The organism is Staphylococcus sp. HMSC071G07 (assembly GCF_001811435.1).
GTDB lineage: Bacteria > Bacillota > Bacilli > Staphylococcales > Staphylococcaceae > Staphylococcus > Staphylococcus pettenkoferi.
Genome location: NZ_KV804768.1, coordinates 598,513 through 613,237, shown reverse-complemented (window position 1 = coordinate 613,237; position 14,725 = coordinate 598,513). Strand labels below are relative to the sequence as shown.

Below are 14,725 nucleotides of genomic sequence, written 5' to 3'. Positions count from 1 at the left end.
ATATGAGTGAAAAGTCTGTAATTTAATGAAAGCTGAATTCAGTATTGAGTTGTCGGATAGTTAAGCACTTATAAGAATGATAGATATGACTGCGGAGTATTTCTTTATCAAGCAGTTGGATATTCTGTAGTAAGGCTAAGTATATTTAGAAGCGGAGAGATAATAGGAAAATAAGTATTTAAGTAGTCCTGGATATTTCTAAAAATAGCACTATCAAGCATTCAGTTTCTGAGTTATATCACAGTCGATGTGATATATAATTTAGTCTAGTTAAAATTTATAATGACAGTATATTTGTTATTGTACTATGAATAAAATAAATCCGATACGCGATATTTTCACATTGTGTCACATAAAATTTATTATCATCACGGATAAAGAAGAAATATCGGTTAAAATTTTACTGATCTAATTAAAAATTAACAAGATAATGCGATTTCTATTCAAACTACACCTTTAAAGTAAAAAGAGATTTAATAAATATTACTTTAAGAAGTGTCTATAGTATAAAAAAAGAGGAAGTGAGACAGAAATCGATTTGATTTCACCGTCCCACTTCCCTCGACATAACTGATTTCGAAATTAGTTATTGAGAAAGCAATAGTACATCTCTATATTCACTTTAAAATTAACAACAACTATGAATGAAAATCACTTTAACGTATTGCGATCGTACATTTTTGAAGTAAATCTCAGACTTTCATAGTTAAAGTTTGTCATCTTTGTTCTAGAAATCCTTTGTTAACGCCGAAATTGCTTTAAAAAATCTATTTGCGATGTTTCAATTTCGCAAAAGCATCGTGCTGATGGATAGATTCTTCGTTACGACACTCGATATCGAAGCCTTCGAGCCAATCGAGTTCGACTAAATCTGCTGCGATTAAGCGAATTAAATCTTCGACGAAACGAGGATTTTCATAAGCGCGTTCTGTCACACGTTTCTCGTCTGGACGTTTCAAGATAGGGTACAAGACAGAACTTGCATTCGCTTCCATTGCGTCTAGGATGACAGATTTGTAATCATCGCTTAATTCTGCGTCTTTATCAATATATGCTTTCACAGTGACGATACCGCGTTGGTTGTGCGCAGAGTATTCACTGATCTCTTTGGAACAAGGGCAAAGTGTGGTTACTGCTGCTTCAATCGTGAGTTCTTTACGTGTCACGTTATCGTTTTTAATCGCAAGTCCGTAAGTGACATCAGCGTGTCCCACAGCTTTGATGTCAGTTTGAGGGCTGTAACGGTCGTAGAACCATTTGCCTGAGACATCGACACCTGCTGATGATTGATTCATGCTTTCTTGTAAGCTACGTAATACTTGATATAAAGCATCAAAGTCGAGTTCAATACCGTGATTGTAATGTTTTTCAACACTTTCGAGTATACGGCTCATGTTGATGCCTTTCTCATCTTGATTCAAACTTGTTGAGAAACTAAAGTTGCCTGCTGTTTGAAAACGATCAATATTGACTGGATAAATTAAATTCTTAATCCCTACTTCTTCAATTTCGAAGAGAAAGTCTTTATTCGTGCTCTGTAAGTCAGTCATCTTCTCTTTAGACGTCGGTTTATTACCTTTAATAGGATCGACGGAACCAAAGTGTTTCCAGCGACCCTCTCTCGTAGATAAATCAAATTCACTCATGCTATATCCTCCACTTTAAGATTCAAAGTTATAAATCCAATAAGGTTCAACTTCGAGAAAGCCTTGGACTTCTCCGCCAACTTCAGGGCTAGCAAGATCCTCTAAGAAAGGTCCCATTTGAGAAGCGTGGGCTTTGAATGCGCGAAGTTTAACCTCTTTATAATCACTGATCTCATTGAGAATGTCAGGGTCACCTAACTTCTCAGGTGCATCATTACTAAATGCAACAAGTTGTAAGCGTGGTCTTTCGTTTGCTGGCATGCGACCTACTGTGCGAACGACTGCTTCTGCTGTCGCTTCGTGGTCTGGATGCACAGCAAATTGTGGGTAGAATGAAATGATGACAGATGGTTGGCATTCATCGATGAGTGATTGAACCATCGCGTCCATCTCGTCGTGTGGTTCAAATTCAACTGTCTTGTCACGCAGTCCCATTTTACGCAAGTCAGTAATCCCTATGGCTTCTGCAGCTGCTTCAAGTTCACGTTCGCGTATCGTTGGGAGTGACTCGCGTGTCGCAAAAGGTGGATTACCCAAATTACGTGCCATCTGGCCTGTGGTTAAGCAGGCATAAGTGACAGGTACGCCTTGGTCAATGTAACGTGCGAGCGTACCAGCTGATGAAAAGGTTTCGTCATCAGGATGTGGAAAGATGACGAGCACATGTGTCTCCTCTGGCATAGTATTCCTCCTTAAGCTTTAAATGGATGTTTGCTGATTTCTAAAGTCGCTGCGAGCTGCCCCTCGTAGTTAAACCCAGCGATTAAGAATTCGCCATCCTCATTGATTTCGTAATGTGTTAGTCCCTGTACATAGACCCAACCGTTCTCTTTGAGTTTGAGACCGACACGGAAAGGATCTTTGTGGCCACCTTTGAGTTGTGCATGTTCGAATGAGAGTTGAATATTTCTTAAGAAAGCCCCAGCATTAAATACGCGTTGATCGAAATGGTTCGCGTAGGCTCCATTCGTTGTTTCAACATGCAAATAAACTGGCGTATTCGCATAGGATGAGAGTATTGATTGTACGTGTTCTGCATCAATCGGTTCCAACGATTCTTCCTCCAATCGGTCTATATCCACTTCTGTAGCCGTGCTCAACATTCTCGTGTTAGGTGAGCACCACGCTACAGTTAAAATGATATTGGCAATATTAACGGGTTGAGTTTCATTGAAGTGTTTCACTGAATCAACTTCCTCAACCACGCATTAGACTCATTATCTTTCTATTTTACTAGAAAAAGACTCAGAAATGTATATCTATGCTCAAGAAAGTGATGATTTACCCGAGTTAGAGTGACACAGTGATTGAGATTCAGAATATATTGATAAAAATGCTCGGTCATTTATGTTAAGGTGTGAGTAAGTGCTCCTTGTTCCTTCGTTTTAAAATGAGAGGACGAGGGTAGTAACATAATGCAAGATAATCTCGAAATAAGAAGATGCTAAGTAATAAAAAAGAACACGCATTTTATGAAAAGCAGATAAAGAAAGGATGTTCTCATTGGAATTACAATTAGCAATTGATCTATTAAATAAAGAACAAGCAGCAGAATTAGCAAATAAAGTGAAAGACTACGTAGATATCGTAGAAATCGGTACACCAATCGTCATCAATGAAGGTTTACCATCAGTTCAACACATGGACGAAAACATCGACGGCGTGAAAGTATTAGCTGACTTGAAAATCATGGACGCAGCGGACTACGAAGTGAGCCAAGCTGTGAAATTTGGCGCTGACGTCGTAACTATCTTAGGTGTGGCTGAAGATGCATCTATCAAAGCAGCTGTTGAAGAAGCACACAAACATGGCAAAGAATTACTCGTTGACATGATTGCAGTGCAAGACTTAGAAAAACGTGCGAAAGAATTAGACGAAATGGGTGCGGACTACATCGCAGTGCACACTGGTTATGACTTACAAGCACAAGGTGTATCACCACTCGACAGCTTACGTAAGGTTAAAGGCGTAATCAAGAACTCTAAGATTGCTATCGCTGGTGGTATTAAACCAGAGACAATCGAAGAAGTTGCGGCTGAATCACCAGACTTAGTGATTGTAGGTGGCGGTATCGCAAACGCTGACGACCCAGTTGAAGCAGCTAAACAATGTAAAGCAGCGATTGAAGGTAAATAAGATGGCTGAGTTAACGAACTATCGTCTCGTGCTTGACGAATTAGATAGCACGCTTGCGCATGTGGAAGCGGAGCAAGCGCAAGCATTCGTGCAAGAGGTGCTCAATGCGGAACATGTCTTTGTAGCAGGCAAGGGTCGTTCAGGATTTGTAGCGAATAGCTTTGCGATGCGTTTAAACCAACTTGGTAAAAATGCGCACGTGATTGGTGAATCAACGACACCTTCTATTCACGAAGGCGATTTATTCATCGTAATTTCTGGTTCAGGATCAACTGAGCATCTACGTTTACTTGCCGATAAAGCGAAATCTGTAGGTGCCCAAGTGGTGCTGCTCAGTACGAAACCAGAATCTCCAATCGGTGAATTAGCGAATACAGTGATTGAGTTGCCAGCAGGTACGAAACATGATGCAGAAGGTTCAGCGCAACCTTTAGGCAGCTTATTTGAACAGGCATCTCAAATCCTGTTAGATAGTCTCCTTCTTGACTTGATGAAAGAACTTGATGTGAGTGAAGAAACGATGCAACAGAATCACGCTAATTTAGAATAATAATATAGGTGATGATTTGAAAGTGCCAACGCGGTAAGTTTCGGCTTATGCGTTGGTACTTTTTTGTGGTTTTGAGGAATGGTTGGGGAGGAGTGGGGTGAGCTTACGTTTTACATTATGTAGTGAAAATGGGCTGCGTCACCACTTTTTCAAAAAATATAAGGCAAGTGTGGAACATTCGTTACATGTTAACTCAAATTTGACTGCAAAATTGGGAAATAGTGACCCTGAGCTACCACTTGCGATGTGAAATTACGGATAACTCAGCGTTTAAAATGAATAAAATAATCATGACATAACGCAAAAACATTCGAGTATAGTACAGGAATGTTAATATAATAAGGTGATAAGTTAACGATAAGAGGTGCGAATATGGAAATTCTGAAGAAGATTCAAGTATATAGCGAGCGATGTCCGAAACGTCTAGCTTTACAATTTGAGGGTCAACGCTACACATACGGGGAACTACAAGATCTCATTGAAAGGTATGCGGAACAGCTTTCAATTACGCCTCAAACTAAGGTGGCAGTAGGGTTTCATGATCAAGCTCAAACACTCATTTACTATTTGGCGCTCCTTCAGTGTGAGGCAGTTCCATGTGTGATGGACCCCAAATGGTCTGAAACGCAACTTCAACAAATACACCAACGCTATGAGATTGAGGTGATTATACAGAGTGGCGGCGAGGTACAGCCCACAAGTTTACCAGCATACAGCGAGAACGATGAACATCATAGGATAGAAGGTTTACTACATATTGGCTTTACTTCAGGTACTACAGGACTACCTAAAGCTTACTATCGTAATGAAGCTTCATGGCTCGCATCTTATCGAGAGAATGAGCGATTGTTATCTCCTGAAGTTCACGCCATCGTTGCGCCTGGACCGTTATCCCATTCACTATCTCTTTATGCTTGTATTTACGCACTTTATAGTGGTCGTACGTTTATCGGTATGAATCACTTCGAACCTACTAAGATGATGCAGAGTATTGCAGAAGTAAAGGCACCCGCGGCATTGTTCCTAGTGCCGACGATGTTGCGTTATAGTTTGCATGCTGACTTTATCGCGGATGAGTGTGTAGATATTTTTACCACAGGAGATAAGTTGCCAGCAGAAATCTTTGAACAGATTAAGGCGCGCTTTCAAGGTGCTCATATTATTGAATTCTTCGGTACGTCAGAAGCGAGTTTCATTAGCTACAACTACAATCAACAAGCGCCAGTGCGTTCTGTAGGGCGATGTTTCCCGAATGTTCAAGTGGAATTGAGAGCGCAGGACGAAGTGGGAATCGGTCAACTCTTCGTGCGAAGCGATATGACCTTTAGTGGCTATGTCGGGCATCCGATAGCGGCACAGTCAACATGGATATCAATTGGGGATTACGCTTCGCTTGATGAGACACATCATCTCTTTCTTCATGGGCGCCAAGCAGACCGGCTCATTATTGGTGGACGCAACGTCTATCCATCTGAAATTGAGGAACAAGCGTTGACACATCCTGATATTTCTGAAGTGTTAGTTATAGGCGAATCACATGCGCAATTTGGTCAGATTGCTGTGATGTTATATGTCGGAGAACGAACATTGACTTATCGCGAGTTTCGACATTTTATGGAAGAAAGGTGTGCACGTTATCAAATTCCGTCTAAACTGTTGAGAGTGGCTGAGATGGAGTATACGGCCAGTGGTAAAATTGCTCGCAAACGGATGGCACTAGCTTATGAGGAAGGACGGTTAAAGAGATGAATAAACCAGTTATTGTAGCGGCCAAGCGTACACCGTTTGGAAAATATGGTGGTGCGCTCCGGTCTTTAGAACCTGAGATGCTATTAAAGCCTTTATTTCAACATTTGAGTGAACAATGTCCAGAATTAAAATATCGAACAGATGATGTGATACTCGGTAACGTCGTCGGTAATGGAGGGAATATTGCGCGTAAATCGTTGCTTGAAGCAGGATGGTCGGAAACGATTCCTGGGCTCACTTTAGATCGTCAATGTGGTTCAGGATTGGAATCTATCTTGTACGCTTGTCGAATGATTCAAGCGGGCGCAGGGCAGATTTATCTTGCTGGGGGTGTTGAAAGTACGAGTAGAGCACCGTGGAAGATCAAGCGGCCTCAATCTGTTTATGAAACAACGATGCCAGAAATTTATGAACGCGCGTCATTTGCGCCTGAGGGACAAGATCCGTCGATGATTGAAGCGGCCGAGAATGTTGCCCAGCGCTATGACATTTCAAGGGAATCCCAAGATGATTTTGCTTATCAGAGTCATAAACGCACATTACAAGCTTATGAGGAAGAGCACTTAGCTGATGAAATTCTTCCTTTAACGGTCAAAGGGCAGCGTGTAGACAGAGATGAAAGCGTGAAACCGAGACTTAGTGAGAAATTGTTATCACGCATGAAGCCACTCATTTCTGACGGAACGGTCACTGCAGGCAACTGCTGTATGAAAAATGACGGGGCTGTAGTGTTGCTTGTGATGGAAGAGCGTACTGCACGAGCATTAGGTTACAATCACGGACTACAATTTGTGGATGGTTTAACGCATGGTGTTGATCCAACCTTATTAGGTATTGGACCTATTCCGACAGTGGAAACGTTACTTGAGCGGAATCGAACACGGATGGGTGATATCGAAGCAGTTGAATTGAATGAAGCCTTTGCTTCTCAAGTGCTTGCCTGTCAAAGGGAACTCGGAATTTCTGAAGCGCAACTCAATCGTTGGGGTGGCGCGATTGCGATAGGACACCCTTATGGTGCAAGTGGTGCGGCGCTCGTGACCCGATTGTTCAATATGAAATGTGACGGTCTGACTTTAGCAACTATGGGCATAGGAGGAGGTATGGGCAATGCCATCTTATTCCAACCTTGGACCTGAAGATGTAGAGCAACAATGGGTGCATTTTGATGAAGGAGAAGTTGAGCGTTACCGAATGTTGATAGGCGATGTCGATGACGGGTCGCGCAGTGTGCCCGTCCTTTATTGTGCGCGACTTTGGCCAGAATTTGATTTATTTCAAGCCATTAATGGCCAAGAACTCAAACTTCGAGAGACAAATGTGGAACAGAATTTGACTTTGGATGTTCACCGCCGTTATTTGGCTGAACTACGCGTATTAAATGTGCGTCAAATACGTCATTTTTCGAAATATCAGTTGCAGTTGGTGCTTTACGAGGAGGGACAACTAGCTGTAACGATTCAGCAGACATTTGTAAAAGAGGTGAGAGAATGATGCAATTTTCTCGTGGTGAAGTTGAACGTTACTTGAGCATGGTTGACGACGAGAACCCGCTTCATTCGAGCATCGTGCCAGGGCAATTCATCGTTGAGCGATGTATGGCAACGCTTGGGGTTACGTGGATGCATTTTACAATTAACTATCGTAAAAGCGTCATGATAGGTGAAACGTTGACAATTCAAAATACTGACGATCAGACCATTCACATTTTGAATCAATCACAAGAAGTGACAATTCAAATTAGCAAGAATTAACAATTAGTGAAAATGAAAAAACAAAAACCTTGTACTAGGTTAAAAATTGTTACATATATTGTTTTGAATCGCTATTTTTTAATAAAAATTTAAGGTTATGATTTAATATACCCCTTTTAAATTTAAGTTTGACAAAATATTTTACTTCGCTATAATAGTTAAGCATAACAAAGGGGGAGAAATTGAAAAGATGGAATTTGATTCAAAACAAATTAATTATGTTAATGCAAAGAAAGCGAAGAAAGCAGTATTTGCGACCGGCATCGGTAATGCCATGGAATGGTTTGACTTCGGACTGTTCGCGTATTTAGCAGGAGTAATTGGGCATAACTTCTATACGCAACTTCCATCACAAATGCAATTGATTTATACCTATGCCACAATGGCCATCGCATTCCTATTGCGTCCTGTAGGTGGCATTGTCTTCGGAATATTAGGTGACAAGTTTGGGCGTAAAGTTGTACTGACGTCCACGATTATACTTATGGCGTTCTCAACATTACTGATTGGCCTATTACCTACTTATGATCAAATCGGTATGTGGGCGCCAATATTGTTACTTATCGGACGTACGATTCAAGGTTTCTCAACTGGCGGTGAATATGCAGGTGCGATGTCATATATTGCTGAAACTGCTCCAGACAAGAAACGTAACCGCTTAGGTTGTGGTTTAGAAATTGGTACATTGGCTGGTTATATCGCAGCTTCTATATTAATTGCAGTCCTTACAGCGTCATTAACTACTGAGCAGATGAATACTTGGGGCTGGAGAATCCCGTTCTTCTGTGGTTTACTACTCGGTTTGTTCGGTCTATATTTACGTCGTCGTTTAGAGGAATCACCTGTTTACGAGAATCAATTGGCGACAAAACCGAAAGAAGAGAAGATTCATTTCTTCAAGATTATTCGTTACTATTGGAAGAATATCCTAGTTTGTCTCGTGGCAGTTATGTTCTTTAACGTAACGAACTACATGATCACAGCTTACTTACCAACATATTTAGAAGAGATCATTAAGATTAACCCAACTACAGTTTCTTCTATTTCAGTAGCTGTCATGGCCTTCATGATTGTCTTAGCACTCATGTTTGGTCGCTTAACTGACAAGATTGGTGAGAAGAAAGTCTTTCTCATCGGATTAATCGGAACAGCGATCTTTAGTGTTATCGCATTTACGCTATTCCAAACACGCTCAATCCCATTGATTGTTCTCGGCGTGTTTATGCTCGGCTTCTTCCTATCGACTTACGAAGCAACAATGCCGGCATCACTACCGTCAATGTTCTACACTAATGTGCGTTACCGTACGTTAGCAGTTACCTTCAACGTATCTGTGTCTCTATTTGGCGGTACTACGCCTTTAGTAGCCTCAGCATTAGTTGCGAAGACAGGTAATGTGTTTATGCCAGCCTATTACCTCGTTACGATCAGCGTGATTGGTATCGTAGTGATCACTTTCTTACATGTGAGTACGGCAGGAAAATCTCTCAAAGGTTCATATCCAAACGTGGACAATAAGAGAGATCATGATTATTACGTGAAATATCCAGAGAAAGCTTTATGGTGGAAGAAAGAACAACGTATTTAATCATTTAAGATGATGTTATGAGAGAAGAATGATGACATTCACGTGTTGTCGTTCTTCTCTCTTTTCTTATGTAGTAAAAGTACTGGCGTGATTTAGAAAAAATTTTAAGAAAAAAGAAGTAATTCCGGCGGGAACAACGTGTATATAAGTGAGAGGGTAAAAAAATAGCACTTATATTAGAAATGTTTCGAGTTGCTCTCCAAACAGTCGAAGTGGGACAAACTTCGTCTAATATAAGTGCTAAAGGGTTATAGGGATGGTTGTATCAACAGGGGTCACTCATTGAAGGGGGCAATGAGATGACATGTCGATACGGAATATCATACTTCTGTTTACAAAAAGGGAGTAATTCAATGTTCTTTGTGTCAAAAATTGTGTATCTTACGTAAATTATATTTTCGATTTTGAGGTGAAAAATGACTAGGAACAGTGATTTGCCATTTGATCTACGTCACTTTCTAGTAGAGAGAGTAGTTTGTATATATCGTTGGAAGTTAAGGTTTCATCACATTTAACTGAAATCGTATTAAAGGTTTTGGTTATGATTTCGTAGATTGGCTTGCCATTTTCAACTATCTTATTGTAGATTATCATGTTGTTTCATGACCTCCTTTCTCTCTCTACACTTAACACTATAAAGGATATGTCTATGTAACACATGAGTCTGTAGTATCAACTTTAACTACGCCTTTCGTACGAGAGTGGAAAGAGACCTATATAATATTAAAAATGTCCAATTTTCAATGTTAAACTTTCGCTTGCTTATGGGGCCACACTCAACTAATTCTTTACGCTCAAAGAGTTCGAAGAATGGATTTTCGTTGTGGTCTAGTTCCATCAAGCGTCTCAAGTACACATTGAAAATTTATTCCTAATTGGTTATAAGAGCTATTTTAACTTATTACATATATTATTTATTTTAATATATGTAATAAACATAATATTTTTATATATAAAAAGGAGATAAGACTAAAAGATTATCTCATTTCGTAGCCTTATCTCCTGTGAATTTAACTTATATCAAAGTGTTTTGTAAGCTCTCTTACACTTCTTGCACATCTACATCGATGTGTTTAATGCGATTATATGCACCGTGGTCTACTGGACCAACGAAGTCGTTCATCTTCCAACCATTTTTAATCGCAGAAGCAACGAAAGCTTTCGCAGCAATTACAGCATCTTTAGGACTTTTACCATTTGCGAGATATGCTGTTGTCGCTGCCGCAAATGTGCATCCTGCGCCGTGGTTATAGCTTTGTTGGAACATGTCTGTCGTTAATTGATAGAATTTGTCGCCATCATAATAAAGGTCGTATGATTTATCTTGATCTAACGCTTTACCACCTTTAATGATGACATGTTGCGCGCCTTTGTCATGGATGATTTCAGCAGCACGTTTCATATCTTCAATTGATTTCAACGTGCCAAGACCAGCTAATTGACCCGCTTCAAACAAGTTAGGTGTAGTAATCGTTGCTTTTGGTAAGAGATGTTCAATCATTGCATCTGTATTGCCTGGGTTTAGTACCTCATTCTCACCTTTACAAACCATTACTGGGTCTACAACGAAGTAATCTGCGCCAGATTCTTCAAATGCTTCGCCTGCACGTTTGATGACTTCTTGCGTACCTAACATACCGGTCTTCACTGCATCTGGCCCGATAGAGATCGCTGTTTCTAATTGTTTCTCGAAGACGTCGAATGGAATAGGTGTCACATCATGGGACCATGTTTCTTTGTCCATCGTAACGATAGAAGTTAATGCGACCATGCCATACGTATCGAGTTCTTGGAATGTTTTTAAGTCCGCTTGCATTCCTGCGCCAGCACTCGTATCAGAGCCAGCGATTGTTAATGTTTTCTTAAGTGCCATTATCTTCACTCCCTAAATGTCTTTACTTTTATTTTACCACGTTTCCAAATTGCTCAACATCGACGTGCTTTCTAACTCTTGTATCTTTAAAGGTAAAATATAAGAGACCGTCACAATTTCTAAGTAACGCTAGACAGGTGGATGTGTTACGATAAACGGTGAGGTGATAAGAAGAATGGAATGGGCAGATATCTTTCACGACATCACATCGCGACACGATTTCCAAGCGATGCATGATTTCTTAGAAAAAGAATATACGACGCAAATTGTTTATCCAGATAGAGAGAATATCTATCAAGCCTTTGATTTAACACCCTTTAATAAGGTTAAAGTAGTAATACTGGGACAAGATCCCTATCACGGTCCGAATCAAGCGCATGGTTTAGCGTTCTCTGTGCAGCCTAACGCTAAGTTTCCGCCGTCATTACGCAATATGTATAAAGAATTGCAAGATGATATTGGTTGTGTCAGACGTTCTCCACACCTACAGGATTGGGCAAGAGAAGGCGTGTTGTTATTGAACACCGTGTTGACTGTCCGTAAAGGTGAAGCGCACTCACATCGTGATATCGGTTGGGAAACGTTTACGGATGAAGTCATTCAAGCCGTGTCTGACAATTTAGAGCATGTCGTGTTTATTCTGTGGGGCAAACCAGCTCAGCAGAAGATCAAGTTAATCGATACGTCAAAACACCATATTATTAAGTCGGTACACCCAAGTCCATTGTCTGCGTATCGCGGTTTCTTTGGATCTAAGCCGTATTCCCAAGCGAATGCGTATTTAGAAGAACATGGTATTGAACCTGTAAATTGGTGTGAAGGTGAGTGATTTAAGAATGAATAAAGACAAACTCATTCAATTGATTGAAAGTGAGTTAGTACAAGCAGATGAAGCAACGAGTGATGCGGCATTTGAAAAGCACTTGTACGCCATACATACACTCACTTCGTTGTATGTCGAACAGCAAGGCACGCAGAACGCATCTACTTCACGTCAACACTATCCAGAAGTGAATAAGACACACTATAGCGCTTCTAGTTATCCGTCTCAATCTGCAGCATCATCTCGTTCATCACAAAAATCACAACAAGATGTGACGGTAGATGAGATTAAAGCGATGGGTGGAAAGGTTCCCGCGTCGATGCAACAAAGTCAAAGCAGTGATTTGCCGTCGAATAAGATGGTTACCGATGATGAAATTGGTAATGGTGATTCAATATTTGATTTTTAAACTTATAGAGGTGAAATAGTTATGATGAAAGTATTTATTATTCTAGGTGCTTTAAACGCATTAATGGCAGTAGCAACAGGTGCGTTTGGTGCACATGGTCTTGAAGGGAAACTGTCAGAGAAGTACATGTCTGTCTGGGAAAAAGCAACGATGTACCAAATGTATCACGGGTTAGGACTGCTCGCGATCGGTATTATTAGCGGTACAACAAACATTAACGTGAACTGGGCAGGATGGCTCATGTTTATTGGAATTATCTTATTTAGTGGTTCTCTTTACATCTTAGCGTTAACACAAGTTCGCGTATTAGGTGCAATTACGCCTATCGGTGGTGTCTTGTTTATTGCAAGTTGGCTAATGTTAGTCATCGCAACTTTTAAATTATAAATTAATAGTGATTTGTGTTATAAAAACTCACCTTTTGGGTATAGTACATCTCATGGGGTGAGTTTAATTTATGAGCGAAAATAATAAAAAAGTCGATAGAGGGAATTTAAAGCAAAACCTATCTGAGAAATTCGTTTGGGCCATTGCCTATGGTTCTTGTATAGGTTGGGGTGCCTTTATCCTACCAGGTGACTGGATTAAACAATCAGGAGCCATCCCAGCATCAATCGGTATCTTTATCGGCGCATTATTACTTATTCTCATAGGGGTAAGTTATGGTGCATTAGTATCGCGTTTCCCTGTTTCTGGTGGCGCGTTTGCATTTAGTTTCTTAGGATTTGGAAGATATGTGAGTTTCTTCTCATCTTGGTTCTTAACATTTGGCTATATTTGTGTAGCAGCTCTCAATGCAACTGCATTCAGTTTACTGATTAAGTTCTTGTTCCCAAGTGCATTGCAGACTGGGAAGTTATATACCATCGCTGGATGGGATGTATACATAACGGAAATTATTATTGCTTCCGTTCTACTTATTGTATTTATGATTATTGCGATTGTGGGCGCTAGCGTGTCAGGTTCTTTACAGTATTATTTCTGTATTGCGCTCGTCGTTACAGTGCTCTTACTCTTCTTTGGTTCGTTCTTCGGTAACAACTTCTCTTTAGAGAATTTGAAACCTTTAGCGAACGAACATAAAGGCTGGTTCTGGTCTATCGTGTCGATCGTGGCGATATCCCCTTGGGCATACGTTGGTTTCGACAATATTCCACAGACAGCCGAAGAGTTTAACTTTTCACCTAATAAATCATTCAAACTAATTTCGTTCAGTTTAATCGCAGCTGCTTTAACATACGTTGTGATGCTCTTCTTCACAGGTTGGCTCACAACATCAAATAACGGTGTGAATGGTCAGTTATGGGTGACAGGTGCTGAAACTCAAGAAGCCTTTGGTTATGTCGGTTTAGCGATTCTATCTATCGCGATTATTATGGGTATTTTTACCGGCTTAAACGGTTTCTTAATGAGTTCAAGTCGTCTCTTATTCTCAATGGGACGTTCAGGTATTATGCCTACGGTCTTCAGTAAACTGCATCCGAAGTACAAGACGCCATATGTAGCGGTCATCTTCTTAGTTGCGATGACGCTCATTGCACCATGGCTCGGTCGTACAGCCTTACAATGGATCGTTGATATGTCATCTACTGGCGTATCTATCGCCTACTTTGTCACTTGTCTATCAGCAGTTCGTCTGTTCAGTTACGACCAAACAAGTAAGACTTACGCACCGGTTTACAAGACCTTTGCGATTATTGGTTCAGTGATTTCATTTATCTTCTTGTGCCTGTTATTAATTCCAGGCTCACCAGCATCACTCTCTGTACCTTCTTACATCGCATTAGCGGCTTGGTTAGTGTTAGGTCTCATCTTCTTCTTTATCCGCTTACCGAAGTTGAGACGTATCGATAATGATGAGTTAAGTCGTTTAATCTTGAATAGAAGTGAAGATGACATTGCTGATTTAGTAGATGAAAATAGTACCAATCGTACAAATAAGTAGACAACTAAGCAATTGAAGCGTCAACCTCCAACGAACGAGGTTGGCGTTTTTCTTATACGTTCTAAAAATTGATATAGGCAATGAAAGAGGTATGAAAAATCTGAAGACCTAATAAGGAACAAGCATGTATAAGTGATCAATTTAATGTTGGGTATTATACATAACAAAATGCCACTCCATCATTTAAGCTGATGAAGCGGCCACTTTTAATTTCATTATACACAGTGGTTGTCTGCATTTGAAAGAGCTACC

The 14,725-nt window shown here is 40.3% G+C and carries 16 protein-coding genes; 11 read left to right on the top strand and 5 right to left on the bottom strand.

Going from position 1 to position 14,725, the window contains the following annotated elements; genetic code table 11:
- Positions 1-767 precede the first annotated feature (767 nt).
- Genes folE2 through HMPREF2802_RS07325 form a run of 3 tightly spaced genes read right to left on the bottom strand, consistent with a single transcriptional unit; the run spans position 768 to position 2,698 of the window.
- Positions 768-1,646 carry a GTP cyclohydrolase FolE2 gene (gene folE2, locus HMPREF2802_RS07335; RefSeq protein ID WP_002472552.1) on the bottom strand — a complete coding sequence of 293 codons (879 nt, stop codon included), beginning with the start codon at positions 1,644-1,646 and terminating at the stop codon, positions 768-770.
- A 15-nt stretch (positions 1,647-1,661) separates the two neighbouring features.
- On the bottom strand, positions 1,662-2,327 hold the full coding sequence (gene bshB2 / locus HMPREF2802_RS07330; RefSeq protein ID WP_002472548.1) for a bacillithiol biosynthesis deacetylase BshB2: 666 nt from the start codon (positions 2,325-2,327) through the stop codon (positions 1,662-1,664).
- Positions 2,328-2,338: 11 nt separating this feature from the next.
- A complete protein-coding gene (locus HMPREF2802_RS07325) occupies positions 2,339-2,698 on the bottom strand; it encodes a YojF family protein (protein ID WP_040806807.1) in 360 nt (119 codons plus the stop codon).
- Positions 2,699-3,149: 451 nt separating this feature from the next.
- Here HMPREF2802_RS07325 and hxlA point away from each other — a divergent pair, with 451 nt between their 5' ends.
- The 7 genes from hxlA (at position 3,150) to HMPREF2802_RS07290 (ending at position 9,423) form a co-directional block, all read left to right on the top strand.
- Positions 3,150-3,782, top strand: coding sequence for a 3-hexulose-6-phosphate synthase (hxlA, locus tag HMPREF2802_RS07320; RefSeq protein ID WP_002472586.1), 633 nt, complete (start codon positions 3,150-3,152; stop codon positions 3,780-3,782).
- Position 3,783: 1 nt separating this feature from the next.
- The gene (gene hxlB / locus HMPREF2802_RS07315) at positions 3,784-4,332 is read left to right on the top strand and encodes a 6-phospho-3-hexuloisomerase (protein ID WP_070503341.1); all 549 of its coding nucleotides are present in this window, start codon (positions 3,784-3,786) and stop codon (positions 4,330-4,332) included.
- Between the two features lie 372 nt (positions 4,333-4,704).
- Entirely contained in the window at positions 4,705-6,081 is a 1,377-nt protein-coding gene (locus tag HMPREF2802_RS07310) for an AMP-binding protein (protein WP_070503339.1), read from the top strand.
- The gene (locus HMPREF2802_RS07305; protein WP_070503337.1) at positions 6,078-7,220 is read left to right on the top strand and encodes a thiolase family protein; all 1,143 of its coding nucleotides are present in this window, start codon (positions 6,078-6,080) and stop codon (positions 7,218-7,220) included. The genes HMPREF2802_RS07310 and HMPREF2802_RS07305 overlap by 4 nt, the downstream gene beginning before the upstream one ends.
- A complete protein-coding gene (locus HMPREF2802_RS07300) occupies positions 7,192-7,575 on the top strand; it encodes a hypothetical protein (RefSeq protein ID WP_070503335.1) in 384 nt (127 codons plus the stop codon). The genes HMPREF2802_RS07305 and HMPREF2802_RS07300 overlap by 29 nt, the downstream gene beginning before the upstream one ends.
- The gene (locus tag HMPREF2802_RS07295; protein ID WP_070503333.1) at positions 7,572-7,835 is read left to right on the top strand and encodes a hypothetical protein; all 264 of its coding nucleotides are present in this window, start codon (positions 7,572-7,574) and stop codon (positions 7,833-7,835) included. The genes HMPREF2802_RS07300 and HMPREF2802_RS07295 overlap by 4 nt, the downstream gene beginning before the upstream one ends.
- A 190-nt stretch (positions 7,836-8,025) precedes the next feature.
- Positions 8,026-9,423, top strand: a complete 1,398-nt coding sequence (locus HMPREF2802_RS07290) for an MFS transporter (protein WP_070503331.1) — start codon at positions 8,026-8,028, stop codon at positions 9,421-9,423.
- Positions 9,424-9,843: 420 nt separating this feature from the next.
- Here the strand turns inward: HMPREF2802_RS07290 and vraX are convergent, their stop codons facing one another.
- Positions 9,844-10,017 (bottom strand): C1q-binding complement inhibitor VraX, encoded by a 174-nt coding sequence (gene vraX, locus HMPREF2802_RS12155; protein WP_049409110.1) that lies wholly within the window; start codon positions 10,015-10,017, stop codon positions 9,844-9,846.
- Positions 10,018-10,465: 448 nt separating this feature from the next.
- Positions 10,466-11,296, bottom strand: a complete 831-nt coding sequence (gene thiD / locus HMPREF2802_RS07285; protein ID WP_070503330.1) for a bifunctional hydroxymethylpyrimidine kinase/phosphomethylpyrimidine kinase — start codon at positions 11,294-11,296, stop codon at positions 10,466-10,468.
- Positions 11,297-11,471: 175 nt separating this feature from the next.
- Here thiD and HMPREF2802_RS07280 point away from each other — a divergent pair, with 175 nt between their 5' ends.
- The 4 genes from HMPREF2802_RS07280 (at position 11,472) to HMPREF2802_RS07265 (ending at position 14,473) form a co-directional block, all read left to right on the top strand.
- A complete protein-coding gene (locus tag HMPREF2802_RS07280; protein WP_070503328.1) occupies positions 11,472-12,125 on the top strand; it encodes a uracil-DNA glycosylase in 654 nt (217 codons plus the stop codon).
- A gap of 7 nt (positions 12,126-12,132) precedes the next feature.
- A complete protein-coding gene (locus HMPREF2802_RS07275; RefSeq protein WP_070503326.1) occupies positions 12,133-12,528 on the top strand; it encodes a DUF5327 family protein in 396 nt (131 codons plus the stop codon).
- Positions 12,529-12,552: 24 nt separating this feature from the next.
- On the top strand, positions 12,553-12,915 hold the full coding sequence (locus tag HMPREF2802_RS07270; RefSeq protein ID WP_040806816.1) for a DUF423 domain-containing protein: 363 nt from the start codon (positions 12,553-12,555) through the stop codon (positions 12,913-12,915).
- Positions 12,916-12,985: 70 nt separating this feature from the next.
- Positions 12,986-14,473 (top strand): APC family permease, encoded by a 1,488-nt coding sequence (locus tag HMPREF2802_RS07265; protein ID WP_002472589.1) that lies wholly within the window; start codon positions 12,986-12,988, stop codon positions 14,471-14,473.
- Positions 14,474-14,725: the final 252 nt, after the last annotated feature.

Excerpts from the sequence above, each read along its gene's own strand:
- folE2 (WP_002472552.1), bottom strand. The coding sequence starts at position 1,646 with ATGAGTGAATTTGATTTATCTACGAGAGAGGGTCGCTGGAAACACTTT.
- bshB2 (WP_002472548.1), bottom strand. The coding sequence starts at position 2,327 with ATGCCAGAGGAGACACATGTGCTCGTCATCTTTCCACATCCTGATGAC.
- hxlB (WP_070503341.1), top strand. The coding sequence starts at position 3,784 with ATGGCTGAGTTAACGAACTATCGTCTCGTGCTTGACGAATTAGATAGC.
- HMPREF2802_RS07310 (WP_070503339.1), top strand. The coding sequence starts at position 4,705 with ATGGAAATTCTGAAGAAGATTCAAGTATATAGCGAGCGATGTCCGAAA.
- HMPREF2802_RS07305 (WP_070503337.1), top strand. The coding sequence starts at position 6,078 with ATGAATAAACCAGTTATTGTAGCGGCCAAGCGTACACCGTTTGGAAAA.
- HMPREF2802_RS07300 (WP_070503335.1), top strand. The coding sequence starts at position 7,192 with ATGCCATCTTATTCCAACCTTGGACCTGAAGATGTAGAGCAACAATGG.
- HMPREF2802_RS07295 (WP_070503333.1), top strand. The coding sequence starts at position 7,572 with ATGATGCAATTTTCTCGTGGTGAAGTTGAACGTTACTTGAGCATGGTT.
- HMPREF2802_RS07290 (WP_070503331.1), top strand. The coding sequence starts at position 8,026 with ATGGAATTTGATTCAAAACAAATTAATTATGTTAATGCAAAGAAAGCG.
- vraX (WP_049409110.1), bottom strand. The coding sequence starts at position 10,017 with ATGATAATCTACAATAAGATAGTTGAAAATGGCAAGCCAATCTACGAA.
- thiD (WP_070503330.1), bottom strand. The coding sequence starts at position 11,296 with ATGGCACTTAAGAAAACATTAACAATCGCTGGCTCTGATACGAGTGCT.
- HMPREF2802_RS07280 (WP_070503328.1), top strand. The coding sequence starts at position 11,472 with ATGGAATGGGCAGATATCTTTCACGACATCACATCGCGACACGATTTC.
- HMPREF2802_RS07275 (WP_070503326.1), top strand. The coding sequence starts at position 12,133 with ATGAATAAAGACAAACTCATTCAATTGATTGAAAGTGAGTTAGTACAA.
- HMPREF2802_RS07270 (WP_040806816.1), top strand. The coding sequence starts at position 12,553 with ATGAAAGTATTTATTATTCTAGGTGCTTTAAACGCATTAATGGCAGTA.
- HMPREF2802_RS07265 (WP_002472589.1), top strand. The coding sequence starts at position 12,986 with ATGAGCGAAAATAATAAAAAAGTCGATAGAGGGAATTTAAAGCAAAAC.